General features: G+C 44.5%; 27 protein-coding genes. 6 read left to right on the forward strand and 21 right to left on the reverse strand.

Features of this window, described 5'->3' with window-relative positions; all coding sequences use genetic code 11:
- Positions 1–31 precede the first annotated feature (31 nt).
- The 20 genes from atpG to ACU01J_RS16395 form a co-directional block, all read right to left on the reverse strand.
- Entirely contained in the window at positions 32–898 is an 867-nt protein-coding gene (atpG, locus tag ACU01J_RS16300; protein ID WP_053440013.1) for a F0F1 ATP synthase subunit gamma, read from the reverse strand.
- Between the two features lie 42 nt (positions 899–940).
- Positions 941–2,482 carry a F0F1 ATP synthase subunit alpha gene (atpA, locus tag ACU01J_RS16305; RefSeq protein WP_481086678.1) on the reverse strand — a complete coding sequence of 514 codons (1,542 nt, stop codon included), beginning with the start codon at positions 2,480–2,482 and terminating at the stop codon, positions 941–943.
- A gap of 13 nt (positions 2,483–2,495) precedes the next feature.
- A complete protein-coding gene (atpH, locus tag ACU01J_RS16310) occupies positions 2,496–3,029 on the reverse strand; it encodes a F0F1 ATP synthase subunit delta (protein ID WP_481086679.1) in 534 nt (177 codons plus the stop codon).
- A 14-nt stretch (positions 3,030–3,043) separates the two neighbouring features.
- Positions 3,044–3,514 (reverse strand): F0F1 ATP synthase subunit B, encoded by a 471-nt coding sequence (atpF, locus tag ACU01J_RS16315; RefSeq protein ID WP_481086680.1) that lies wholly within the window; start codon positions 3,512–3,514, stop codon positions 3,044–3,046.
- Between the two features lie 73 nt (positions 3,515–3,587).
- The gene (gene atpE, locus ACU01J_RS16320; RefSeq protein ID WP_004411110.1) at positions 3,588–3,845 is read right to left on the reverse strand and encodes a F0F1 ATP synthase subunit C; all 258 of its coding nucleotides are present in this window, start codon (positions 3,843–3,845) and stop codon (positions 3,588–3,590) included.
- 44 nt (positions 3,846–3,889) lie between these two features.
- Positions 3,890–4,702, reverse strand: coding sequence for a F0F1 ATP synthase subunit A (gene atpB / locus ACU01J_RS16325; RefSeq protein ID WP_053440011.1), 813 nt, complete (start codon positions 4,700–4,702; stop codon positions 3,890–3,892).
- Positions 4,703–4,705: 3 nt separating this feature from the next.
- On the reverse strand, positions 4,706–5,101 hold the full coding sequence (locus ACU01J_RS16330) for a F0F1 ATP synthase subunit I (protein WP_481086681.1): 396 nt from the start codon (positions 5,099–5,101) through the stop codon (positions 4,706–4,708).
- Between the two features lie 189 nt (positions 5,102–5,290).
- Positions 5,291–6,172 (reverse strand): ParB/RepB/Spo0J family partition protein, encoded by an 882-nt coding sequence (locus tag ACU01J_RS16335; protein ID WP_481086682.1) that lies wholly within the window; start codon positions 6,170–6,172, stop codon positions 5,291–5,293.
- A 24-nt stretch (positions 6,173–6,196) separates the two neighbouring features.
- On the reverse strand, positions 6,197–6,970 hold the full coding sequence (locus tag ACU01J_RS16340) for a ParA family protein (RefSeq protein ID WP_481086683.1): 774 nt from the start codon (positions 6,968–6,970) through the stop codon (positions 6,197–6,199).
- Positions 6,971–6,984: 14 nt separating this feature from the next.
- Positions 6,985–7,617, reverse strand: a complete 633-nt coding sequence (gene rsmG, locus ACU01J_RS16345) for a 16S rRNA (guanine(527)-N(7))-methyltransferase RsmG (RefSeq protein WP_481086684.1) — start codon at positions 7,615–7,617, stop codon at positions 6,985–6,987.
- Positions 7,617–9,512, reverse strand: coding sequence for a tRNA uridine-5-carboxymethylaminomethyl(34) synthesis enzyme MnmG (mnmG, locus tag ACU01J_RS16350; RefSeq protein WP_481086685.1), 1,896 nt, complete (start codon positions 9,510–9,512; stop codon positions 7,617–7,619). The genes rsmG and mnmG overlap by 1 nt, the downstream gene beginning before the upstream one ends.
- Before the next feature lie 470 nt (positions 9,513–9,982).
- The gene (gene mioC / locus ACU01J_RS16355) at positions 9,983–10,423 is read right to left on the reverse strand and encodes an FMN-binding protein MioC (RefSeq protein ID WP_481086686.1); all 441 of its coding nucleotides are present in this window, start codon (positions 10,421–10,423) and stop codon (positions 9,983–9,985) included.
- A 49-nt stretch (positions 10,424–10,472) separates the two neighbouring features.
- Positions 10,473–11,834: a tRNA uridine-5-carboxymethylaminomethyl(34) synthesis GTPase MnmE gene (gene mnmE / locus ACU01J_RS16360; RefSeq protein ID WP_481086687.1), complete on the reverse strand. Its 1,362-nt coding sequence runs from the start codon at positions 11,832–11,834 to the stop codon at positions 10,473–10,475.
- Between the two features lie 120 nt (positions 11,835–11,954).
- A complete protein-coding gene (gene yidC / locus ACU01J_RS16365) occupies positions 11,955–13,577 on the reverse strand; it encodes a membrane protein insertase YidC (RefSeq protein WP_481086688.1) in 1,623 nt (540 codons plus the stop codon).
- A 2-nt stretch (positions 13,578–13,579) separates the two neighbouring features.
- Positions 13,580–13,843: a membrane protein insertion efficiency factor YidD gene (yidD, locus tag ACU01J_RS16370; protein WP_134836157.1), complete on the reverse strand. Its 264-nt coding sequence runs from the start codon at positions 13,841–13,843 to the stop codon at positions 13,580–13,582.
- The gene (gene rnpA, locus ACU01J_RS16375; RefSeq protein WP_004411073.1) at positions 13,810–14,133 is read right to left on the reverse strand and encodes a ribonuclease P protein component; all 324 of its coding nucleotides are present in this window, start codon (positions 14,131–14,133) and stop codon (positions 13,810–13,812) included. The genes yidD and rnpA overlap by 34 nt, the downstream gene beginning before the upstream one ends.
- Positions 14,134–14,178: 45 nt before the next feature.
- Positions 14,179–14,313, reverse strand: coding sequence for a 50S ribosomal protein L34 (gene rpmH, locus ACU01J_RS16380; RefSeq protein ID WP_004411068.1), 135 nt, complete (start codon positions 14,311–14,313; stop codon positions 14,179–14,181).
- 230 nt (positions 14,314–14,543) lie between these two features.
- Positions 14,544–15,281 carry an amino acid ABC transporter ATP-binding protein gene (locus ACU01J_RS16385; protein WP_053440003.1) on the reverse strand — a complete coding sequence of 246 codons (738 nt, stop codon included), beginning with the start codon at positions 15,279–15,281 and terminating at the stop codon, positions 14,544–14,546.
- Positions 15,278–15,949 carry an amino acid ABC transporter permease gene (locus tag ACU01J_RS16390; protein WP_134836158.1) on the reverse strand — a complete coding sequence of 224 codons (672 nt, stop codon included), beginning with the start codon at positions 15,947–15,949 and terminating at the stop codon, positions 15,278–15,280. Before ACU01J_RS16390 ends, ACU01J_RS16385 begins: the two co-directional genes overlap by 4 nt.
- 120 nt (positions 15,950–16,069) lie before the next feature.
- Positions 16,070–16,816 (reverse strand): amino acid ABC transporter substrate-binding protein, encoded by a 747-nt coding sequence (locus tag ACU01J_RS16395; protein ID WP_481086689.1) that lies wholly within the window; start codon positions 16,814–16,816, stop codon positions 16,070–16,072.
- A 127-nt stretch (positions 16,817–16,943) separates the two neighbouring features.
- On the opposite strand from ACU01J_RS16395, the gene ACU01J_RS16400 reads away from it, so the two are divergent.
- The 6 genes from ACU01J_RS16400 (at position 16,944) to ACU01J_RS16425 (ending at position 24,167) form a co-directional block, all read left to right on the forward strand.
- Entirely contained in the window at positions 16,944–17,174 is a 231-nt protein-coding gene (locus ACU01J_RS16400; RefSeq protein WP_481086727.1) for a hypothetical protein, read from the forward strand.
- Between the two features lie 44 nt (positions 17,175–17,218).
- Positions 17,219–18,625, forward strand: coding sequence for a chromosomal replication initiator protein DnaA (gene dnaA / locus ACU01J_RS16405; protein ID WP_481086690.1), 1,407 nt, complete (start codon positions 17,219–17,221; stop codon positions 18,623–18,625).
- 71 nt (positions 18,626–18,696) lie between these two features.
- A complete protein-coding gene (gene dnaN / locus ACU01J_RS16410; protein WP_481086691.1) occupies positions 18,697–19,797 on the forward strand; it encodes a DNA polymerase III subunit beta in 1,101 nt (366 codons plus the stop codon).
- 1 nt (position 19,798) lies between these two features.
- A complete protein-coding gene (gene recF, locus ACU01J_RS16415) occupies positions 19,799–20,881 on the forward strand; it encodes a DNA replication/repair protein RecF (RefSeq protein WP_134836163.1) in 1,083 nt (360 codons plus the stop codon).
- 13 nt (positions 20,882–20,894) lie between these two features.
- The gene (gene gyrB, locus ACU01J_RS16420; protein WP_481086692.1) at positions 20,895–23,312 is read left to right on the forward strand and encodes a DNA topoisomerase (ATP-hydrolyzing) subunit B; all 2,418 of its coding nucleotides are present in this window, start codon (positions 20,895–20,897) and stop codon (positions 23,310–23,312) included.
- Positions 23,313–23,732: 420 nt separating this feature from the next.
- Positions 23,733–24,167, forward strand: a complete 435-nt coding sequence (locus tag ACU01J_RS16425) for an Hsp20 family protein (RefSeq protein WP_481086693.1) — start codon at positions 23,733–23,735, stop codon at positions 24,165–24,167.
- Here ACU01J_RS16425 and ACU01J_RS16430 read toward each other — a convergent pair.
- Entirely contained in the window at positions 24,164–26,320 is a 2,157-nt protein-coding gene (locus ACU01J_RS16430; RefSeq protein ID WP_481086694.1) for a bifunctional diguanylate cyclase/phosphodiesterase, read from the reverse strand. The two genes, ACU01J_RS16425 and ACU01J_RS16430, sit on opposite strands and share 4 nt — an antisense overlap.
- Positions 26,321–26,365 lie beyond the last annotated feature (45 nt).

Below are 26,365 nucleotides of genomic sequence, written 5' to 3' on the forward strand. Positions count from 1 at the left end.
TAATCCTCTAACTATTTAGTTTTACCTAAGCTTAAACCGCTGCTGCACCTGAAACGATTTCTGATAGTTCTTGTGTAATCGCCGCTTGACGCGCCTTGTTATACACAAGCTCCAAGTCATCAATCAGGTTGCTCGCATTGTCAGTTGCAGCTTTCATTGCAATCATTCGAGCCGCTTGCTCACAAGCAAGGTTCTCAACCACACCTTGGTATACTTGAGATTCCACATAGCGCACTAGAAGCGTGTCTAGTAGTGCTTTTGGTTCTGGCTCGTAGATGTAGTCCCACTGGTGGGTACGCTGCATCTCTTCACTGTCCGATTTAGGCAAAGGTAGTAATTGATCGATCGTTGGTTGTTGAACCATGGTGTTCACAAACTTGTTGCTCACAACATATAGACGGTCCAATTCACCTTCATCGTATTTCTTCAGCATTACGCTTACAGAACCGATTAGGTCTTCAAGGCTTGGGCTATCGCCTAAACCAGAAACCTGTGCCGCTACTTTTGCACCGCTGTTATTAAAGAAGCCAGTTGCTTTTGAACCAATCAATGCAAGTTCAACTTCAGCACCTTTCTCTTTCCAGCTTTGCATGTCTGTGACAGCTTTTTTGAACACGTTAATGTTCAAGCCACCACATAGGCCACGGTCTGTCGAAACGATGATGTAACCAACACGTTTAGCTTCACGCTCCTCTAGGTAAGGATGACGATACTCTAGGCTTGCGTTTGCTACGTGACCGATCACTTTACGTATTGTTTCAGCGTATGGACGAGAAGCTTCCATTGCATCTTGAGAACGACGCATTTTTGAAGCTGCTACCATTTCCATTGCTTTCGTAATCTTCTGAGTGCTTTTAACACTACCGATTTTATTACGTATCTCTTTTGCGCCGGCCATCGTTACTCTCCATTAGTTGGTGGCATTACTGCCACCGACCTATTACCAAGTTTGGGTTGCTACAAAGTCATCAGCCAGCTTTTTAAGCTGTGCTTCAACTTCATCGTTGTATGCACCCGTCTTGTCGATCTCAGCTGCAAATTCAGCGTATTGACCGCGAGCGTACGATAGTAGAGCCGCTTCAAAATCTAGCAGTTTGCTTAGTTCAACATCTGCTAAGTAGCCGCGCTCTGCCGCAAAGATTACTAGAGCTTGGTCAAATACAGACATTGGAGCGTACTGCTTCTGCTTCATTAGTTCTGTAACTTTTTGACCGTGGTCTAGCTGTTTCTTTGTCGCTTCATCAAGATCAGACGAGAACTGTGCGAATGCCGCTAGTTCACGGTACTGAGCTAGTGCAGTACGGATACCGCCTGATAGCTTCTTGATGATTTTCGTCTGTGCAGAACCACCAACACGAGATACTGAGATACCAGGGTCAACGGCTGGGCGAACACCCGCGTTGAATAGCTCAGTCTGTAGGAAGATCTGACCGTCAGTAATCGAGATTACGTTTGTCGGTACGAATGCTGAAACGTCACCAGCTTGAGTTTCGATGATAGGCAATGCTGTCAAAGAACCCGTTTTGCCTTTCACTTCACCGTTAGTGAACTTTTCTACATACTCTTCGCTTACACGAGCAGCACGCTCTAGAAGACGAGAGTGTAAGTAGAAAACGTCACCTGGGAATGCTTCACGGCCTGGTGGGCGTTTTAGTAGTAGAGAGATCTGACGGTAAGCTACCGCTTGCTTAGATAGGTCATCATAAACAATCAGTGCATCTTCACCGCGATCACGGAAGTATTCACCCATCGCACAACCTGCGTATGGCGCTAGGTATTGTAGCGCTGCAGATTCAGAAGCAGATGCAACAACAACGATAGTGTTTGCTAGCGCGCCGTGCTCTTCTAGTTTGCGAACTACGTTAGCGATAGTCGATGCTTTTTGACCGATAGCTACGTAGATAGAGAAAATACCAGAGTCTTTCTGGTTGATGATTGCATCGATCGCCATTGCTGTTTTACCAGTCTGACGGTCACCGATTACAAGCTCACGCTGACCACGACCGATTGGGATCATTGAGTCAACAGATTTGTAACCAGTTTGCACAGGTTGATCTACCGATTTACGGTCGATTACACCTGGTGCAATCACTTCTACAGGCGAAGTCAGTTTAGCTTCAATCGGACCTTTACCATCAATCGGTTCACCTAGCGTGTTAACAACACGACCAAGCATTTCAGGACCAACTGGTACTTCAAGAATACGACCAGTACCTGTAACTTTCATGCCTTCCTTAAGGTCAGCATATGGGCCCATTACAACCGCACCAACCGAGTCACGCTCAAGGTTAAGTGCTAGTGCATAACGGCCACCCGGTAATTCAATCATTTCACCTTGCATCACGTCCGCTAGGCCGTGAATGCGAATGATACCGTCGCTTACCGATACGATAGTACCTTCATTGCGAGCTTCACTAACAACTTCGAAAGATTCGATACGTTGTTTGATTAGATCGCTAATTTCCGTGGAATTAAGTTGCATGCTCCAATCCCCATTAAGACTGCAATGCATCGCTCAGGCGGCTTAGACGGCCACGTGCTGAGTTATCGATGACTAAGTCTCCGGCTCTAATAATAACCCCACCAAGTAGGGTCTCATCTACGCTGCAATTCAGCTGGACTTTGCGTTCAAGACGCGTTTCAAGTTTGCTGCTGATATCTGCTTTTTGCTGTTCTGAAAGTTCCGTTGCTGAAGTCACTTCAACACTGATTTCTTTCTCATGTTCTTGCTTAAGAAGCAGGAATTCAGCACACACATCAGGAAGGGCCTGTAATCGGCCATTCTCAGCCATCACCTTAATTAGGTTTTGACCGAACGCATCAACTTGCTCGCCACATACCGCAACAAATATTTCTGCTACTTTTGCAGCAGAGGTTGAGCTCGTTAGTAGCTCATGAATTTGTTCGTTATTGGCAACTTCCGCTGCAAAAGACAACATTTGACCCCATTGGTCTAGTTGGCCTTTTTCAACAGCAAAGTCGAATGCTGCTTTAGCATAGGGGCGTGCGATAGTAGTCATATCAGACATATGCGCCCCCAGACTTAAAGTTTTGCAGTAATGTTGTCGAGAAGATCTTTGTGCGCATCTTTATCGATTGAACGCTCAAGGATTTTCTCAGCACCAGCTAAAGCCAGAGTTGCAACTTGTTTGCGCAGTTCATCGCGCGCACGGTTGCGTTCAGCTTCAAGTTCAGCTTCTGCTTGCGCAAGGATTTTCTGGCGTTCTGCCTGAGCTTCCTCGCGAGCTTCATCAAGAATTTGAGCTTTACGCTTGTTTGCTTGCTCGATGACCTCAGTTGCTGTGCGCTTCGCTTCTTTCATTTGAGAAGAAGCATTAGCTTGCGCTAGGTTTAAGTCTTTCTCAGCACGCTCAGCAGCGTGTAGACCGTCAGCAATTTTCTTCTGACGTTCTTCAATCGCTTGCATGATTGGCGGCCATACATACTTCATGCAGAACCACACAAATAGCGCGAATGAGATTGCTTGACCTAGCAGAGTTGCGTTCATATTCACAACAGCTACCCCTCTTTAATTGGACTTAGTGTTAATCAATGACAAACCAGTGTTTGCCTTCGAAAAGCAATGATTAACCAGCTAGTTGACCAACGAATGGGTTTGCGAAAGTAAATAGTAGAGCGATTACGATACCGATCATTGGAACCGCATCTAGTAGACCAGCGATGATGAACATCTTAACTTGTAGCATAGGAGCCATTTCTGGTTGACGCGCAGCACCCTCAAGGAATTTACCACCTAGGATTGCGAAGCCAATTGCAGTACCTACTGCACATAAACCAACGATGATTGCTACTGCGATTGCTGAAAAGCTCAGTACAGTTTCCATTACTATCTCCAAATATAACTTTTGACTAATAAGAGTTTAAAAAATTAGTGATCGCCGTCTTCGTGTGCCATCGACATATAAACAATCGTTAGCATCATAAACACGAAGGCCTGAATCAGAATTACCAGAATATGGAAAATCGCCCACGGTAGTGAACCCATCCATTGTAAATACCATGGTAACATTGCCGCACAAAGAATGAATACAACCTCACCTGCGAACATGTTACCGAATAGACGCATACCAAGTGATAGAGGCTTCGCTAGTAGCGACACCACTTCAATCAGTAGGTTAAACGGAATCATTGTCCAGTGATTAAATGGATGTAAAGCAAGTTCTTTGGCGAAACCACCTAGACCTTTCACTTTGATGCTGTAGTAAATCATCAGAGCGAATACGCCTAGAGCCATAGCCATGGTGATGTTCACATCAGCTGACGGTACAACCTTAAGGTAAGGAATACCAAGCCAATGCTCTGCTGGGTAAGGTAAGAAGTCGATAGGAACTAAGTCCATCACGTTCATCAAAAATACCCAACAAAAGATAGTTAGTGCTAAAGGTGCAATCAATGGGTTGCGTCCATGGAACGTATCTTTGACGTTTTCCGCGACAAATTCTACGATCATTTCAACAGCACACTGAAGCTTACCTGGTACACCCGCTGTCGTTCTCTTCGCTACTTTGTAAAAAATTCCTAAGAAAATTAAACCAGTAAACCAAGAAAAAAACAGGCTATCGATATGTACGTTCCAGAAACTTGCTTCATCCGCTACCAAGCCTAACTTAGCTAAAGAAAGGTTCGATAAGTGGTGGGCAATGTATCCGGACGATGTTAGCGCTTCACCTGGCGCAGCCATAACTCATCCTATTTTTTTGTTGTTAATGAATAGCGCTGGAGCAAAGATGTTAATCCCTAATACCAGCAAATAGGTTAGTTTGAGGGGAACAAGTTCCACCTGCATATACATGTAAACGGCAGAAAAGAGTGCTATTGTAATGAGGATCTTTAATGCTTCTCCCGTGTAGAAAGACACAGCGACCATTTTTGTGGCACGCGCTCCTACATAAAGAAATGCACACAAGGCAAATACAGCATTGGCGACAACAAAAATGCTCCCTCCAATTAACGCTGAAACTCCCCATTCAGTATTCACAGCAACTGTCATTCCTGCTGCCACTAACGTAACCGCGCATGTTTCGATCAACAACAATCGCTTTGCAAGCTCTCGTCCTGGTCTCGCTAACGCAGCTACCATGTATTCGTACCTCTAATAGTATCCACTTCGCACTACATCACTCTGTGCATGGAAATTGGCAAAAATTATACGGCTAGTGCACCTTATTGCAATTAAAACCCCGCAAAAAGTTACATTTTTGTATACAAACCGACAACTTTCACACAAAAAATGTTTTTTTACATAATTGACTGAGATCAATTATCTCATTTAGCTCTCGAGCTTGGCAATCAGTTGCTCTAATTTGTGAGGCTCATCAAGACTTATCGTCACTTTGGACTTTCCACTTGGTCCTCTTACAATAGCAACTTTCCCCCCAAGCATTGCACTCAATTTTTGTGACAATTCTTGTATCTCTGCGTCATGAGGCTCATTTTTATCTTCAACAACAGGCTGGAGACATTTTTTCACTAGTTGCTCAGTTTGACGTACCGTCAGTTGCTTCTTCGCCACTTCCTGAGCAACTTCTACCTGTTGTTCACCTTGTAGCGCCAGTAGAGCACGAGCATGCCCCATTTCAATTTTTTTATCGGCAACTAGGCTTTTTACGTCATCTTCAAGCTGATTTAGACGTAATAGGTTACTCACCGTAGTGCGCGACTTACCGATCACTTCTGCCACTTGCTGGTGGGTCAGCTTAAATTCAACCTGTAAACGATCTAACGCTTGCGCTTCTTCGATAACGTTAAGATCTTCACGTTGAATATTTTCGATCAACGCCATCGCGATCGCCGCGCGATCTTCAACATTTTTTACTACGCATGGGACTTGCTTTAGACCTGCTTTGCGTGCAGCGCGCCAGCGACGTTCACCTGCAATAATCTCAAACTTATCGCTCTCTACCTGGCGAACAACTATCGGCTGAATAATGCCTTGAGACTCGATAGAAGCGGCAAGTTCTTCAAGCGCTTCCGCTTCCATATCTTTACGAGGTTGATAAACACCTGGCTTCAAACTATTGATATTTAGGTCGGTCAATTGGCCGTCCGAAGAAAGCTCTTGGCTATGCTGAGCATTTTGCTGCTTTTCACGCGCCAATGAGCTGGTAGAGAGCAGAGCGTCAAGCCCTTTACCCAAACCACGTTTAGACATGAGACAAAATTCCTTTGGTTGTCGTTATGCAGGGACTTCTTCACGGCGAAGCATTTCACCGGCAAGAGCAAGATACGCCTTAGCACCTGACGAATATTTGTCATAGTACATTGCAGGCTTACCATGACTAGGCGCTTCAGCTAAGCGTACATTACGCGGAATAACAGTGCGGTACACCTTGTTGCCAAAGTGCTTTTTAAGTTGGTCGGATACTTCGTTAGACAATCTGTTTCGAGGATCATACATCGTACGGAGTAAGCCTTCGATTTTTAAATTCTCGTTTACAACAGCAGCAAGCTTGCTGATGGTATCCATGAGTGCTGTCAAACCTTCTAGTGCGAAATACTCACACTGCATAGGGACTAAAACCGAATCGGCCGCAGCCATCGCGTTGATAGTAAGAAGGTTTAAAGAAGGAGGACAGTCGATAAAGATAAAGTCATAGCTATCACGAACAGACGCTAAAGCATGCTTTAAACGAACTTCGCGCGCAAAGACTTCCATTAGCTTGATTTCAGCCGCCGTCACATCGCCATTAGCGGCAATCAAATCATAGTGACCCGAAGTCTTACGGCACACCACCTCTTCGAATGGTACATCCTCGACCAACAGTTCGTAGGCACTGGCGTCGACTTGGTATTTGTCAACACCGCTGGCCATGGTCGCGTTCCCTTGTGGATCGAGATCAATCACCAAAACTTTACGCTTAGTCGCGGCCATTGACGCGGCTAAGTTGATACATGTTGTTGTTTTACCAACCCCGCCTTTCTGATTGGCAATTGCTACGATTTTTCCCACAATGAACCTCGCTATTATCCCTTGCGCGATAAGATTACTAGATGACGCTCGCCTTCCAATTGAGGAACATTCAAAGCTTTGATATCGGTCACAGAACACCACTCAGGTAATTGGTCAATCTCATCCTGTGGTAGTTGGCCTTTCAAAGCTAAAAAGTGTCCTGTATCCGCTTTCGGTAAGTGGTGGCACCACTCAACCATATCCGTGATGGACGCGAAGGCTCGGCTTAGTACACCATCAAACTTATCTTCAGGTTGATACTCTTCGACTCGACTTTGAATCGGATTCACATTATCAATCTTTAGTTCATGTAGAACTTGCTTAATGAATCGAATTCGCTTTCCTAAACTGTCGAGTAAACAAAACTGTTTGGTCGGATTCATGATCGCTAGAGGAATACCTGGTAATCCAGGCCCAGTACCGACATCAATGAAACGCTCTCCTTGTAAGTGAGTACTAACAATGATGCTATCCATAATGTGTTTAACCAGCATATCTTGCGGATCACGAACGGAAGTTAAGTTATACGCCTTATTCCATTTATTGAGCATTTCAACATAGCCCACCAACTGTTCACGTTGGTGTGCCGAGACGTCTAAATCTGTTTGAGCAATCAGCGCATCAAGTTGTGTACGTAGCTGAGACATTATTCTTCCTTACCCTTTTTTAGCATGCCGTGTTTCTTGAGATGAACAAGAAGAATCGAAATCGCCGCTGGGGTAATACCAGAAATACGCGCAGCAATACCGATTGATTCAGGTTTCGCTTCACCTAACTTAGCCACAACCTCATTCGACAAACCTTTCACCTGTGAATAATCGAGATCGAGGGGTAATTTAGTGTTCTCATGACGCAGTGATTTTTCAACCTCATCCTGCTGACGCTTAATGTAACCTTCGTACTTAACTTGGATCTCAACCTGTTCAGCCGCTTGTTGATCTTCTAGAGGCGGAGCAAAAGCGTCCAATGCAGTTAGCTGTGCATAAGTGATCTCAGGGCGACGTAGAAGATCCTCCCCACTTGCTTCGCGTGCCATTGGGGTTTTCAGCAGCCCATTGAGCGCATCGACATCTGCTGATTTTGGGTTCATCCAAATATCTTTTAAACGTTGACGTTCCGTTTCCATGTTGTCGATTTTTTCATTGAAGCGAGCCCAACGAGCATCATCAATCAAACCTAACTCACGTGCTTGAGCAGTCAAACGCAGATCAGCGTTGTCTTCACGTAGCAACAAGCGGTATTCCGCGCGTGAGGTAAACATGCGGTACGGTTCTTTGGTGCCCATGGTTGATAAGTCATCAATCAATACGCCCATGTAAGCTTGATCGCGGCGAGGGTTCCAACCTTCCTTGCCTTGACTATGTAAACTTGCGTTAAGACCAGCCATTAGACCTTGTGCTGCCGCTTCTTCATAGCCTGTCGTGCCGTTAATTTGGCCAGCAAAGAACAAGCCATTAATAAATTTGGTTTCATAAGTCTGTTTCAAATCACGTGGATCAAAGAAATCGTATTCGATCGCATAACCTGGACGAACAATATGCGCGTTCTCGAAACCTTTCATTGAACGAACGATTTGCACCTGCACATCGAATGGCAAGCTGGTGGAAATACCGTTCGGGTAAAGCTCGTGTGTATTCAGTCCTTCTGGCTCAATAAAGATCTGATGACTATTTTTATCAGCAAAACGCATCACCTTGTCTTCTATCGAAGGGCAGTAACGAGGGCCAATACCTTCAATAACCCCAGCATACATAGGACTACGATCTAGGTTATTGCGAATAACGTCGTGAGTTTTTTCGTTGGTATGAGTAATAAAACACGGAATCTGACGTGGGTGGTGTTCACGTTTACCCATGAATGAAAATACAGGTGCAGGATTGTCACCGTGCTGCACTTCCAAATCAGAAAAATCGACACTACGTGCATCAATACGAGGTGGTGTACCTGTTTTAAGACGATCAACTCGGAAAGGCAACTCACGTAAACGATCCGCTAAAGCGATCGATGGTGGATCCCCAGCTCGGCCACCTGAAGAACTTTCCATACCGATGTGGATCTTACCACCAAGGAAAGTACCTACAGTTAAAACTACCGCTTTGGCATGAAAACGCAGACCCATTTGAGTGACAACACCTGTAACTTGATCATTATCGACAATCAGATCATCAACGGATTGCTGGAACAAAGTTAAGTTGGGCGTGTTTTCTAACGCATGACGTATATAGGCTTTGTATAACGCTCGATCTGCTTGAGCGCGTGTTGCTCGAACTGCTGGTCCTTTGGATGCGTTTAATGTTCTAAACTGAATACCCGAATAATCAATGGCTTGAGCCATTAACCCGCCCATAGCATCGACTTCTTTGACTAAGTGCCCTTTGCCAATACCACCAATCGCTGGGTTACATGACATTTGGCCTAAAGTATCAATATTGTGTGTGAGCAAAAGCGTATTTTGCCCTGTTCGAGCTGATGCGAGTGCGGCTTCCGTTCCTGCGTGACCGCCACCAACAACAATGACGTCAAATTTTTCGTGATAAAGCATGAACCGACCTCAGGTATTCAAGAGAGAGTTGGACAGATAAAAGAGCGCTATTCTACCTTCTTTCACGAAGAGAGAAAATGCTTTTGACGCTTTTCATTCAAAGCTTGAAAGCTCTAATATATATAAGATCTATATATATGATCTTTTATTAGATCTATTATTAAGATCACCAGTTTCTGTGGATAAGTAGAAAATGATCAACAAGATCATGGATCTTATGTGGATCATATCATGTGATCTTGCTTTGATCAGATCGAGGATTAGCTGGGATCAAAATGGCTAGTTATGCACAGGGGTGAAAAAGGATCTAAGTTATTCTTTGGATAACTATAGGTTAATCACCGGATAGATCGTAGTTTATCCACAACTCTTTTGGTTGAATAATGAGCAAACAGTTTGTTGGAAAGGGAGAAAAGTTATTCACATTTAAAAGAGGGAGAGGAAAATGGCCGTTAGAACGGCCACTTTAATTAGGCTTGAAAGAGATGAACATGCGTTTTTAGCCACTTTTCAGCAGCGTCTTCAGGGACGTTATGGCTAAGAATGTCGATAGTAAAACAATCAGCTAGTGCACTACCACCGATGTCAGAAAGTAGCTCATGAGCGTGTAAACCAGCTGCGCAAAAGGTGTCGTAACTTGAATCTCCAATCGCGATGATTGCGTATTTAACATCATTCATTTTTGGCGGTGTCGCTTGTAAAGATGCAATAAATGGCTGGATATTGTCTGGGTATTCACCAGCGCCGTGAGTTGATGTTATCAGTAACCAGATGCCTTTTGCTTCGATATTAGAAAGCTCGGGTTGGTTATGGATAGTTGTTTCTAGGCCGTTTTCAATCAGTAGGTCACTCAAGTGATCGCCAACATATTCAGCGCCACCTAGCGTACTGCCGGTAATAATGTGGATCATTTCTATTCCTTTTCGAATAAAAAACGCGGCTACAAGGCCGCGTTTTAGGTTATTTACCAATACAGAATGAAGTAAAGATTCTGCCGAGCAAATCGTCGGAACTAAACTCGCCGGTGATTTCACTCAGATGCTGCTGCGCGATGCGTAGCTCTTCTGCCAGTATCTCGCCAGCCATATAGCCCTCAAGTTGTTGTTGGCCGATATTTAGGTGCTCAGAGGCGCTTTCAAGTGCTTCTAAATGACGACGACGCGCCATAAAGCCACCTTCATGTCCACCAGCAAATCCCATGCACTCTTTTAGGTGTGTTCTCAGCGCTTCCACACCTTCCCCCGTCTTAGCTGAGAGGCGAATTAGGGTAGGATCGTTAACATGGCAGATGCCGAGATCTTCACCGGTTTGATCGGCTTTATTACGAATAACTGTCATGCCGATGTTGCCTGGTAGACGATCAACGAAATCGGGCCAGATCTCTTTAGGGTCAGTGGCATCTGTGGTAGTGCCATCAACCATAAATAGTACGCGGTCAGCTTGTGCTATTTCATCCCATGCTCGCTCAATACCGATTTTTTCAACTTCATCGGATGCATCACGTAAGCCTGCGGTATCGATAATATGCAGCGGCATACCATCAATATGGATATGTTCGCGTAGAACGTCACGCGTAGTACCTGCAATATCGGTCACAATCGCGGACTCTTTACCTGATAGCGCGTTCAATAGGCTAGATTTGCCAGCGTTTGGTCGGCCTGCGATGACCACCTTCATCCCTTCACGCATAATTGCGCCTTGATTCGCTTCTTTTCGTACGGCGGCTAAGTTATCTATGATGGTTTGTAGGTCTGCAGCGACTTTACCATCAGCGAGGAAGTCGATCTCTTCTTCAGGGAAATCGATAGCGGCTTCGACATAAATGCGTAGATGAATCAGTGATTCGACCAAGGTATTGATTCGGCCTGAGAAGGCTCCTTGCAGCGATTGTAGTGCTGACTTTGCTGCTTCTTCTGAACTGGCATCAATAAGGTCGGCAATTGCCTCTGCTTGCGCTAAATCGAGCTTATCGTTTAAGAATGCTCGCTCAGAGAATTCACCTGGACGCGCGGTGCGGATGCCAGAAATTTTAAGGATACGCTTAATCAGCATATCCATGACAACGGGGCCACCATGACCTTGTAGCTCAAGGACATCTTCCCCAGTAAAAGAGTGTGGGTTAGGGAAGTAGAGTGCGATACCTTGATCGAGTTGAGTACCATCTTCTGCAGTAAATGGCAGGTACTCAGCATAACGTGGGCGCAGCTCTTTATTTGTCACTTCGAGTGCGACTTTCGCGGCGAGCGGGCCAGATACGCGGATAATGCCCACGCCACCACGCCCTGGGGCGGTTGCCTGTGCAACAATGGTATCAGTTGTCATAGTTGTGCCTGTCTATTCTTGGTGCCATATCGTGGCAAATAAGTAATGTGTTGAATTGTAATCAGCTCAAATAAAAAAGGCGACCCTTAGGCCGCCTTTCTTGCTATTTCTGCTCAAAGGTTACTTAGAGTGTAAGCCTTTTTTCTCCAGTGCCTTGTAAATCAGCGACTGTTGAATCAGTGTTACTACGTTCGATACTAGCCAGTATAGAACCAAACCTGATGGGAAGAACAGGAAGAAGAAGGTAAACATAACCGGCATAAAGGTCATGATCTTCTGCTGCATCGGATCCGTTACTGTTGTCGGGCTCATCTTCTGAATTAGGAACATAGAAGCACCCATCAGTAGCGGCAAGATGTAGTAAGGGTCTTGCGCTGAAAGGTCGTGAATCCAACCAAAGAATGGTGAGTGACGTAGCTCAACCGATTCCATCAGTGCCCAGTACAGTGAGATGAAGATAGGCATCTGTAGAACAAGAGGAAGACAACCACCCAGTGGGTTCACTTTCTCTTTCTTATACAGTTCCATCATCTCTTGGCTCATTCGCTGACGGTCATCACCGATACGCTCACGCATTGCTTGCAGTTTTGGCTGCAGCATACGCATTTTCGCCATAGACGTGTATTGCGCTTTCGTTAGTGGGTACATGGCACCACGTACGATGAAGGTCAAACAGATGATTGCCACACCCCAGTTACCCACAAAGCTTTGGATAAATGACAGTAGTGTGTGCAGTGGTTTTGCGATAAACCATAACCAACCGTAGTCGACCACTAGATCTAGGTTTGGCGCCACTTCAGCCATTTGGTCTTGTAGTTTAGGACCAACCCACAGTGTTGCTCGGAATTTTGCACTCTCACCGTCACTGATGGTTTTGTTTGGCATACGAACACCAATATCACCTAGGTTACCGATCACGCGAGTGTATAGATTAGTACCTGGAGCATTGCGAGGGATCCATGCAGAAGCAAAATAGTGCTGGATCATCGCTGCCCAACCTTGACCGTTGGTCAGATTTAGAGACAGGTTGCGATCTTGCATATCTTTAAATTTGTACTTCTTGTAGCGAGTATCTTCAGTAGAGTATGCACCACCGCGATACGTTGGCATTGTGATACTACCGCCTGCGTCAAGTAAGCTTTGACGTAGGTGAGCGTACATACCAAATGTCGCGTTGTTACCAGATTTGTTTACGATGTCGTATTCAACGTCGATAGCGTAGCTGCCGCGTTTCATAACGAATGTCTTAGTGTACTCAAGACCGTTAGCCGTGAACGTCATTGGAATGCGTAGTTCATCCTGGCCATCAGCAAGCGTGAAGCTGTCTGCGCTTACAGAGTAAGCTGGACGGTTTGTGCTGCTTAGGTCGATACCTTGAGGACCAACCAAGCCACTCTGAGCAATGAATTGATGACCAGCTTCGTTCTTAAGTAGAACAAATGGGTCTTCTGAATCAAGCTCGTTTGAGTATTGGTTTAGGTCTGCATTAATCACATCACCACCAACCGTATCAATCGACAGAGTCAATACATCAGTTGTAACGGTAATAGTTTTTGCTGAAGCTTGCTGCTGCGCTGGCGCAGGGTCTAGCTCATCGGCAAATGATGGTGCAGGTAGAGTACTGCTTGATTGAGCCTGCTCAACCGGCTGAGGCGTTGGATTCTTTGCAACTTGCCATTGCTGGAACAATAGGAAAGAAACCAGTGCTAGCGCGATTAACAGGATATTACGTTGAGAATCCATCGTTATTTATCTCTGTCTTGTTGTTGGACTGGTGGTACGGGATCGTATGTCCAACCCTTCTTATTTAAAGGGTTGCATTTTAATAGACGTTTGCTTGATAACCAACACCCTTTTACAAAACCGTGAGCTTTCAACGCTTCTAGGGCATAAGTAGAGCAAGTTGGGGAAAAACGACAACGTGGTCCAAGAATTGGACTAATAAAGCCTTGGTAAAATCGAACTATGCCGATTGCTACCCACGTGAAGGGCGAGACAGGCGCTGCCATAATTTATCAAACAATTTGAATATTTCTTCATTGCTTAAATCTTGCGCGGTTTTCTTGGCAATAACAACATAATCTTTGTGTGCAAGTTGATGTTGATTGTTACGAAAGCTTTCACGAGCAAGGCGTTTAAAACGATTACGACCGACGGCGGTTTTAATCTGCTTTTTAGGAACGGCTAAACCTAGTCGAGGATGAGATAGGCTATTTTTACGGGCAATGATGGTGAAATGAGGTGAGCCAGCTCGGTGAGCTTGCTGGAAGACATTTTGATAATGCTCGGGAGTTAACAAGCGTAACTCCCGATTGAACGCGTACGTATTCAAAATAATCGAAGATTACTTAGAAAGACGCTTACGGCCTTTAGCGCGACGTGCATTGATTGTTGCACGACCGTTCTTAGTAGCCATACGTGCACGGAAACCGTGAGTACGCTTGCGCTTTAGAACTGAAGGTTGAAAAGTGCGTTTCATGATAAATACCTTTACTGATCAGTAGTTTTAGGTCAATGTTAACCCGGCGTGGGTAGTAACGTCTTCTTTATATATAAAGAGGACAAAACCGACGCCTCTCAACAAAGAGGCGGAATTGTAATCACAGTCACACAAAGTGTCAATCTTTGTGCAAGCGCTAAATTCCGGCCGAGCGATTATACGTAGTGTGAGCAAAATCTCAAGGATCAAACGATCTTCTGAGGCGATCTTTATTCAGCACCAACTTGTCGAAGGAATTTTTGTAAGCGAGGATCTTGTGGATTACCAAAGATATCCTGTGGAGAACCTTGCTCAACAATATTGCCTTCAGCCATAAAGATCACCCGATCGGCGACCTCTCTAGCAAATTGCATTTCATGAGTGACCACTAGCATGGTCTGATGTTTTGTTGCTAAGTCCTTCATTAGATTAAGAACTTCTCCGACCCATTCAGGATCAAGTGCCGATGTCGGCTCATCAAAAAGCAGCAGCTCAGGTTGCAGTGCCATGGCGCGTCCGATACCCACACGTTGCTGCTGGCCACCTGATAGTGCCGCTGGATAACTTTCGCCTTTATCGCCTAAGCCAATATCATCAAGAATCTCTTGAGCGCGAGTTAAGGCGTCTGATTTTTTCCAGCCACGCACGGTAATCAGGCCTTCGGCAATGTTTTGTCTTGCCGTCATATGTGCGAACAAGGCGTAATTTTGGAAAACAAAGCCGGTTTTACGGCGCAGGGCGAGCACTTCTGCTTTGGAGTGCTTTTCACTATCGACGCTGACATCATCAATCGTAATCACCCCTTTATCGGCGCTTTCAAGAAAGTTGACCGTGCGCAGTAGGGTTGATTTACCCGTACCACTAGAGCCAATGATAACGATAATCTCACCTTGGTTAATTTCCAGGTCGATCCCTTTTAGTACTTCAGTGTCGCCAAAGCGCTTATGAATATTGTCTAGCTTAATCATCGTACATACGCCTTATTCAGTTTGGCTTCTGCCCAAATTTGCACGCGGGTTAGGATTACTACAACACCCCAGTAGATGAGGGCAACCGCGAGGAAAGCTTCAAAGAAACGAAAGCTTGAAGACGCCTCCATTTGCGCTTTGGCCATGATTTCGGCCACGCCTAAGGTAAAAGCCAAAGAGGTGGATTTGATCATATCGATAAAGTAATTCATCAACGAAGGTAAAGCGACACGGGTTGCTTGAGGTAAGATCACGCGGCGCATTGCCTGAGGCGTAGTCATTCCGACAGAAAGGCTCGCTTCCATTTGGCTACGATCAATCCCGATAATTGCGGCGCGAATACTCTCTGCCATGTAAGCGGCAAAGTGAAGTGTTAAACCAATCACCGCTGCACCGAAGGCATCAAGACCGACTAAGAATGGGAAGATTTGTGGTAAGCCATAATAAAGCAGGAACAACTGCACTAGTAGCGGCGTACCACGGAAAAAGCTGATGTATAGCTGGCTAAGTTGATCAAGTACTGGGACGCGAAATACACGAATATTCGCCAAAATGACGGATAAAATCAGTGAAAAGATTAAACCCCACGTCGCCATTTCCATGGTTGTGCCAAGATACCTGAGCAGTATCGGCATCAGATCCAGCATGTAATTAAAATCGAATCCCATAACGTGTCCCAAAATAAATCACAAAAATAAAAAGCAAAACCCACTGCAAAGGAAGGAAAGCAGTGGGTTAAAGGCTAGCCAACACTTATTAAGTCAGTCGGCTAGAAATCGAGTATCAGCTTATTTGGTGATATCAGCACCAAACCATTTCTCAGAGATTTTTGCTAGCGTACCATCAGCGCGCATTGCTGCAAGAGCTTGATTTACTTCTGCTTGCAGTTTCTTACCATTGTCGTTATCAACAAATGGCCATGCGTTTTGAATTGTTTCAAATGGCTGACCTGCTAGCTGTAGTGGTAGACCTGTTTTCTTGATCAGCTCTAGTGCTGAAAGACGATCCATTACAAATGCATCTGCACGACCTAGTGCGACATCGTGCTCAATACCTGTGTCGTAAGTCTTGATATTGATCTTGCCATCTTTATCGTAATCACGCAGTAGTTGTTCAAAGTTCGAACCTAGGTTGACTGCAACCGTCTTGCCCGCTAGATCTTCAACACCTTGGATGTTGTCATTACCTTTACGAACGGTGATTTGTGCGCCATCAACAACATATGGGTCAGCAAATAGGTATTTCGCCTTACGTGCATCCGTCATGGTGATTTGGTTTGAAATAGTATCAATACGACCTGTCTCTAGAAGACCAAATAAACCAGAAAAGTTTGCAGTCACGTATTCTACTTGGTAGTCATTGCGCTTGCCGATCTCATCCCATAAATCAACTTCAAAGCCCTGTAGCTTATCTTGCTGAACAAAAGTGAATGGGAAGTAGCGGCCAGACATGCCGACTTTAACTTCAGTTGCCGCTTGAACAGTAGCAGCAGAAAGCGCGATTGCTGCAACTGCAGCCTTAATCCAGTTTTTCATAGTACAACTCCATATAATTATGGGGATAAATACTACTGTCTCTTTAGTTAATTAGATAAATAACCAAGAGCAATAACCTAGACAGTAGAGTAATAAGGTGGAGAAATGGTCACTAGTAACAGGTTAGATGAACTCAGCAGAAAAAAGACGAAATTGCACTGTGAAAAAATATTCATTCACAGAGTTATCACCAGATGAAAGATCAGCGCAATTTGGTCACTTTGTGGATCAAGGTGTGAGTAAAAATGGGACTGGATGTGGGGATCCAGCGAATAATGTCAAAAATATTGTGAATAACTTAGATCTTATTCACTGGATCGTCGATCATTTGCTGGCGATCTTGGTTATCAACAGGTAAAATTGCCAATCTTTTCAGATCAATTACTTTCGAGTGGGGGCACCGTGTCATCTTCGCTTTGGTTGCAATGTTTGCAACAGCTTCAAGAAGAGCTACCAGCAACGGAATTCAGCATGTGGGTTCGTCCGTTACAGGCAGAGCTCAATGACAATACGCTCACTTTATTTGCCCCAAACCGTTTTGTTTTGGACTGGGTTCGCGATAAATACCTAAATAGCATTAATCGTCTACTGCAAGAGTATTGCGGCAATGACGTACCGAGCCTGCGTTTTGAAGTCGGCAGTCGCCGTGTTGCGGCACCAAAGCCTGCGCCGAAACGTACGCCAGCCGATGTGGCCGCAGAGTCTTCAGCACCAGCGCAGCTACAAGCGCGTAAACCAGTACATAAAACTTGGGATGATGATGCACAAGCGATCGCTGACATCAATCACCGCTCGAACGTCAACCCGAAACACAAATTCACTAACTTCGTTGAAGGTAAGTCAAACCAACTGGGTTTGGCTGCGGCGCGTCAAGTTTCTGATAACCCTGGTTCTGCTTATAACCCGCTGTTCCTATACGGTGGTACAGGCCTGGGTAAGACACACCTTCTGCATGCGGTTGGGAATGCCATTGTTGATAATAAGCCAAACGCGAAAGTGGTTTACATGCACTCTGAGCGTTTCGTGCAAGACATGGTAAAAGCACTGCAAAATAACGCGATTGAAGAGTTTAAGCGTTACTACCGCAGTGTTGATGCGCTGCTTATCGATGATATTCAATTCTTCGCTAACAAGGAGCGTTCTCAGGAAGAGTTCTTCCACACATTCAACGCTTTGCTTGAAGGCAATCAACAGATCATCTTGACTTCGGATCGCTATCCTAAAGAGATCAGCGGCGTAGAAGATCGTCTAAAATCTCGTTTTGGTTGGGGTCTAACCGTGGCGATCGAGCCACCTGAGCTTGAAACTCGCGTCGCGATCTTGATGAAAAAAGCGGAAGACCACCAAATCCACCTTGCGGATGAAGTGGCGTTCTTTATTGCTAAGCGTCTACGTTCTAATGTTCGTGAGCTAGAAGGTGCACTAAACCGCGTTATTGCCAATGCCAACTTCACCGGTCGTCCGATTACTATCGACTTCGTGCGTGAAGCGTTGCGTGATTTGCTAGCTCTACAAGAGAAGTTAGTCACTATCGACAATATCCAAAAGACAGTGGCGGAATACTACAAGATTAAAGTCGCTGATTTACTGTCGAAACGTCGTTCACGTTCGGTTGCGCGTCCGCGTCAGCTGGCGATGGCACTGGCGAAAGAGCTTACCAACCACAGCCTACCGGAAATCGGTGATGCATTCGGTGGTCGTGACCATACGACGGTTTTGCATGCTTGCCGTAAGATTGAGCAGCTGCGTGAAGAGAGCCACGATATTAAAGAAGATTACTCGAACCTGATTCGTACTCTTTCTTCTTAATTCGCACTATTTCTTGATTCACAGTATTCTAAGCATCGAGCAACAACAACGAATTCGGATAAGAGTATCCTATGAAATTTTCCATTGAGCGTAGCCACCTGCTTAAACCACTTCAACAAGTGTCTGGTGCACTAGGTGGTCGTCCTACTTTGCCAATTCTAGGCAACCTATTACTCAAAGTAGAAGATAACGTGCTATCGATGACGGCAACAGACTTAGAAGTTGAGCTGATTAGTCGTGTCACTTTGGAAGGCGAATTTGAAGCCGGCAGCATTACTGTTCCTTCACGTAAATTCCTCGATATTTGTCGTGGTTTACCTGATGATTCTGTGATTACTTTCGTCTTGGAAGGTGATCGCGTGCAAGTCCGCTCTGGCCGTAGCCGTTTCTCACTATCTACATTGCCAGCCAATGATTTTCCAAATATCGAAGATTGGCAGAGTGAAGTTGAAGTCTCGTTGACTCAAGCAGAGCTGCGTGGCTTAGTGGAAAAGACCCAATTTTCGATGGCAAACCAAGACGTACGTTACTATCTAAACGGTATGCTATTTGAAATCGAAGGTACGACACTACGTAGTGTGGCTACTGACGGTCACCGTATGGCGGTATCTCAAACTCAGCTAGGCGCAGACTTTGCACAAAAGCAAATCATTGTGCCGCGTAAAGGTGTGCTTGAGCTAGTTAAGTTACTTGATGCGCCAGAACAGCCAGTTGTACTACAGATTGGCAGTTCAAACGTACGTGCTGAAGTCAATAACTATGTTTTTACGTCTAAGCTGGTGGATGGTCGCTTCCCTGACTACCGCCGCGTAATGCCACAAAGCACCAGTAAAACGCTAGAAGCGGGCTGTGATGAACTGCGCCAAGCTTTCTCGCGTGCCGCGATTCTGTCTAACGAGAAGTTCCGTGGTGTACGCGTGAACCTAGCGGATACCGAAATGCGCATTACCGCCAATAACCCAGAGCAAGAAGAAGCGGAAGAGATGCTTGACGTTAGCTTTGAAGGAGAGCCAATTGAGATTGGTTTCAACGTCAGCTACGTATTGGATGTGCTTAATACATTGCGCTGTGAAACGGTTCGAGTATCTATGTCTGATGCCAACGCCAGTGCACTGATTGAGAATGCCGCCGACGACAGCGCCATGTATGTGGTAATGCCGATTCGACTCTAGCATGCCGCTTTCTCGTCTAATCATAAAACAATTTAGAAACATCGAAGCCTGTGACATTAACCTGTCAGCAGGCTTTAACTTTCTTATTGGGCCTAATGGCAGTGGCAAAACCAGTGTCTTAGAAGCTATTTATCTGCTTGGTCATGGTCGCTCGTTTAAAAGCTCATTGACCGGAAGAGTGATTCAAAATGAGTGTAATGAACTGTTTGTTCACGGTCGTTTTTTGAACTCGGATCAATTTGAGCTACCAATTGGCATTAATAAGCAGCGTGACGGCTCAACAGAGGTTAAAATAGGCGGTCAATCTGGACAAAAGTTGGCACAACTGGCCCAAGTCTTACCTTTGCAGTTGATTCATCCGGAAGGGTTTGATCTACTAACGGACGGGCCGAAACATCGCCGTGCATTTATTGACTGGGGCGTGTTTCATACTGAGTCTGCTTTTTATGATGCGTGGGGGCGATTTAAGCGCCTCAACAAGCAACGTAATGCCTTGTTGAAAACCGCCACTAGCTATCGAGAGCTCAGCTACTGGGATCAAGAGATGGCCAGGTTGGCTGAAAACATCAGTCAGTGGCGAGCGACCTATATTGAGCAGATGAAAGTCAAAGCGGAGCAGATCTGCCAAGAGTTTTTGCCAGAATTTGATATCCAATTAAAGTATTATCGTGGTTGGGATAAAGAGACCCCATATCAAGAAATACTAGAAAAGAATTTTGAGCGTGATCAAGCGCTTGGTTACACCTTTAGTGGACCAAATAAAGCGGATTTACGCATAAAAGTGAATGGCACTCCCGTAGAGGACGTGTTGTCACGAGGTCAGTTAAAGCTGATGGTGTGTGCGCTGCGGGTTGCGCAGGGGCAACACCTGACTGAAATGACTGGCAAGCAATGTATCTACTTAATTGATGACTTTGCATCTGAATTAGATAGCCAACGTCGCAAGCGTCTTGCTGACTGCTTGAAAGAGACGGGGGCTCAAGTTTTTGTAAGTTCTATTACTGACAGTCAGATTGCAGATATGCGAGATGAAAATGGCAGGATGTTCCATGTGGAACATGGCACAATAGAACAAAATATATAGCGGAAGATAACTCATGTCTGAAAATTACGATTCATCGAGTATTAAAGTACTAAAAGGTCTGGACGCGGTACGTAAGCGTCCTGGTATGTACATCGGCGACACGGATGATGGTACCGGTCTGCACCACATGGTTTTCGAGGTGGTGGATAACTCAATTGATGAAGCGTTGGCAGGTCACTGTAAAGACATCATTGTGACAATTCATGAGGACAACTCAGTTTCTGTGAGCGATGACGGCCGTGGTATCCCAACGGAAATGCACCCAGAAGAGAAGGTCTCAGCAGCAGAAGTTATCATGACGGTACTTCACGCTGGTGGTAAGTTCGATGACAACTCATACAAGGTATCGGGTGGTCTACACGGTGTAGGTGTTTCGGTAGTAAACGCGCTATCAGAAAAAGTGACGCTAACTATCCACCGCAGTGGTCATATCCATACTCAAACTTACCATCACGGTGAGCCTCAAGCGCCACTAGCTGTGATTGGTGATACCGATAAAACCGGTACTCAAATCCGTTTCTGGCCAAGTGGCGAGACGTTCACTAACACTGAATTCCACTACGATATTCTAGCAAAACGCCTACGCGAGCTATCATTCCTAAACTCTGGTGTTTCTATCAAGCTTAAAGATGAGCGTGAAGAAGACAAGAGTGACCACTTTATGTTTGAAGGTGGTATCCAAGCGTTCGTTGAGCACCTAAACACCAACAAAACGCCTATCATCGAGAAAATCTTCCACTTCGACTTTGAACGTGAAGATGGCATTTCAGTTGAAGTTGCGATGCAGTGGAACGATGGTTTCCAAGAGAACATCTACTGTTTCACCAACAACATCCCTCAACGTGATGGTGGTACGCACTTAGCGGGCTTCCGTGCTGCGCTGACACGTACACTGAACTCGTTTATGGACAAAGAAGGCTTCTCGAAGAAAGCGAAGACTGCGACATCAGGTGATGATGCGCGTGAAGGTCTAACTGCGGTTGTTTCGGTGAAAGTGCCAGATCCTAAGTTCTCAAGCCAAACGAAAGACAAGCTGGTTTCTTCAGAAGTGAAGTCTGCGGTTGAATCGGCAATGGGTGAGAAACTGTCTGAGTTCCTAGTTGAGAACCCGACAGAAGCGAAAATGGTTTGTTCTAAAATCATCGACGCAGCACGTGCTCGTGAAGCAGCGCGTAAAGCTCGTGAAATGACACGTCGTAAAGGCGCGCTAGATTTAGCCGGTCTACCAGGCAAGCTGGCTGACTGTCAGGAAAAAGACCCAGCACTCTCTGAACTATACATAGTGGAGGGTGACTCGGCAGGCGGCTCCGCAAAACAAGGCCGTAACCGTAAGAATCAAGCAATCCTACCGCTGAAAGGTAAGATTCTTAACGTTGAAAAAGCACGTTTCGACAAAATGCTTTCTTCTCAAGAAGTCGCAACGCTTATTACAGCACTTGGTTGTGGTATCGGTCGTGACGAGTACAACCCAGATAAACTGCGTTACCACAATATCATCATCATGACCGATGCCGATGTCGATGGTTCGCACATCCGTACGTTACTATTGACCTTCTTCTACCGTCAAATGCCAGAGCTTATTGAGCGTGGTTACATCTACATCGCTCAGCCACCGCTTTACAAAGTGAAGAAAGGTAAACAAGAGCAGTACATCAAAGATGAAGATGCAATGAACCAGTATCAAGTGGCTCTTGCTCTAGATAATGCAGCTCTACATGTTAACCCAGAAGCGCCTGCGCTATCAGGTGAAGCTCTAGAGACGCTAGTACAGCAATACAATGCGGGTATTAAGCTAGTGGATCGTATGAGCCGCCGTTACCCACGTGCGCTCATTCATGAGTTAATCTACACGCCTCGACTAACCGCAGAGCAGTGTCACGATGCATCAACAGTAGAAGCTTGGACTAAGCAGCTTGTTGAGCAATTAAATGCCAAAGAAGTAGGCGCAAGCCAATACAGCTTCGAAGTAGAACAACACGCTGAGTTAGGTTTAAACCTACCTAAGATTGTCGTTCGTACTCACGGTGTGACTCATGAGCATGCACTGAGCATCGACCTAATCAACTCGAAAGAGTACGGCAAGCTAGCTTCTCTTTCTGAAGCGCTAGAAGGTCTGATTGAAGAGGGTGCTTACATCAAACGTGGTGAGCGTACTCAGCCTGTATCAAGCTTTGTTGACGCACTAGAGTGGCTAATTAAAGAGTCACGTCGTGGTTTAAGTCTACAGCGCTACAAAGGTCTAGGTGAGATGAACCCAGATCAGCTTTGGGAAACCACTATGGACCCAGAAACACGCCGCATGATGCAAGTCACGATCGAAGATGCAGTTGGTGCTGACCAGCTGTTCACGACGCTAATGGGTGACCAAGTTGAACCGCGTCGTAACTTCATCGAAGAGAATGCACTGAAAGTTGCTAATTTGGATGTATAAAGCTCCCAGTTACTAGTAGCGAGTCCCTAGAAAAAGCGCAGGTCGAAAGATTTGCGCTTTTTTATTGGAGGATAATTAAAACAATCAGTTAGTATTAATCTAGCCACTAGGAACTCGAAACTAGGAACTTTTTTTACTTTTATCCCTTGAAACTAATTTGCTCTAACCACATATCTATTGTTGAAGAGGAAAGCTGTCTTGCTCAAGCAGAGAAGAAACAGACCTCTGGACCCGCTGATAAGGTATCGCTCAAGAGAGGATGACTTTAGAGGCTCACAATTGAATCGATTTATTACTACGTCCCTGTGCTAACAGAGCCCGAGGAGTAGCGGATAAATCACTTAGTCAGTCAGGTGCGCTCATAACATCGATTCGCGCAAACTCACGACTAAGACTATTGCTTACTAAAAGGATAGCATTATGAGAACTGTAGATTTCACTCCACTTTACCGCAACGCAATTGGCTTCGATCGTCTATTCAACATGATGGAAGCGAACACGTCGAAGAACTCTTCTGGAGGTTACCCTCCGTACAATATTGAGCAAAAAGATGAGAACCACTACCGTATTACTATGGCAGTTGCTGGCTTTGCTGAAGAGCAGCTCGATCTGACTCAAAAAGAAAATATGTTGATCGTCAAGGGTGAGCGTAAAACAGAAGCTGAAAAGACCTACGTCTATCAAGGTATCGCAGAGCGTGATTTCGAACGTAAATTCCAGTTAGCAGACTACGTTAAAGTAGTGGGTGCTAGTATGGAAAATGGTCTGTTGCACATTGACCTAGAGCGTGAAATCCCTGAAGCAATGCAACCGCGTAAGATTGCAATTAACGGTCAAAACCTAATCGAAGGTTAATTGACTTTCAAGCTATTGGAGCTAAGTGGAGCAGGGCGTCCAAATAGATAGCCCTGCCCAAAATCGCATTTAAATAAAGTAAGCAACTTTTCCTGTTCAATATCCTCAATACCTTCAGCAATTACTTTCATATCAAGATGATGTGCTAGCGTAATAATACTTTGTGCAACCTTTTGGTCACCTAGATCTGAATTGATATGTTTAATGAAAGATTTGTCAATCTTTAAGTAATTTGCAGGTACATCTTTCAACACAGCTAAAGAAGAATAGCCTGTGCCAAAATCATCAATAGCAATCTGAATACCTAACTGCTTAAATTTGATCAACGTCTTTGTACAAGCCTCTATATTTGTCATAAATGCTGTTTCTGTTAGCTCAAACTTTAATAAACGGGCATCTGTATCGTGACGATTAATGATGCTAGTAACATGTTCGTAAAAATTTGGGTTCGCTAATTGTCGTGCGGATATATTGACTGATATAACTGGGCTATTTGGTTTAGCCTGTGTGATAAATTGGCATGCTTGATCCAAAACACAGCTACCAATGTCATAGATTAGGCCCGTTTGTTCTGCGAGCTCTATAAAACTGTCGGGATATAGTAGTCCCTTAGTTGGATGTTGCCAACGAATGAGAGCTTCGTAGCAATGAATTTCCTGTGTCTTGATATCGTAAATAGGCTGATAATGAAGTTCAAATTGATTTTCTTTAATTGCGAGCTTCAAGCTTTTAATTAGTTGGCTTCTTTCATCGTTTTTGAACTTGATTTGCTTATCAAAGAAGCAAAATTGATTTCGACCTAGGCTTTTCGCGTGATACATTGCAAAATCGACATTTTGCATCAAGGTTATAACATCGTTTCCATCTTGAGGAATGAGAGCCGCTCCAAGAGAAACAGTTATATTATTCGTTGGGAGGTCATTACTTGGTTGAGATATTGACTCAATCAAGGATGATAAGCGTGACTTGAGACTGGCTATATTCTGATATTTTATAATGATCGCAAATTCATCACCGCTAATCCGAGTGATAGATTGAGCATCTAACAGGAGTTTGCGTAATCTCTGTGCCAGCACTATCAGTACCTGATCCCCTGCGTGATGGCCTAGTTGATCATTAATTTGTTTGAAGTTATCTATATCAAAAAAAAGAATGGCATATTGTTTTTGTTCATTCGCTTTCTGTAGGACTTGATTGAGTTCCGCTGTGAATTTTCGGCGATTATCAAGGCCTGTTAGCATATCAGTATTCGCTAATTCTTTTAGCTGAAAGGTCTTTCGTTCTACCGCTGATTGTAGTTTTTTCGGTAATGAGGCGTAGTAGAAAAACCAAAGACTCACGAGAAGGCTAATAATAGAAGCAATGAACAGCTCTAAGATTGAAGAGCCAAAAAATTGATACTTTTCAGGTAGTGCGATGGATAACGACCAGTGATTATCTGATATATCAATAATGTCCTCACCACTGACCCAATCAGGTTGAATAGACTCACCATAGAAGATATCGACTTTATTTGTCTTTGGATTTATATGTGAAAGCTTAAAACGTAGGTTTTCTTTTTTAATGTCTTTTAGATCGCTATTGTTAATTAAGTCATCAATTAATACCGTTGCAGATACAAATCCCCAGAATACGGTCTTATCTTTCTGCTTTATATAAATAGGGCGACGAGCTATAACTTCGACTTCATCTTGTTTTAATATTATAGGATCTACAATTGGCTTTCTTGATAAGCTTTTACTAAATATTTCTTCTTCTTGAATATCACCTTTAATTATATCTTCGCTTATATCTCTCTCATTTTCATTCATCGGGTAAGTGAATTTAACAACTCCATTTGGAGCAACTCTTAAATTATCAATCACCTTACTTAAGGAGATAATCTCCTGTGCATATTCAGAAAGGTTTTCCAAATGCCCCTTACTATCAATGATTTCACGACCTAAGAGTTGCGTGGAGGATATAAGTGCAGTGCGCAGTTCTTTCTCTAAAATTTTCCCTTGAGTCACAGCAACTTGGTTTACCAATAGTTTTTTTTCTCGTAGATCTGCATTATTAATTAATTGAATAACCCACAAGCTAACTGAGAATGTTAATATAAACACACTCACAGTAGTAACTATTGGATGCTTTACATTTAATAAAAGGCGCATATATTATAGACCATGTTGATATAGCTAAAGGGAAAATAGACCAAT

This window comes from Vibrio sp. 2433-A1 (genome assembly GCF_056726085.1).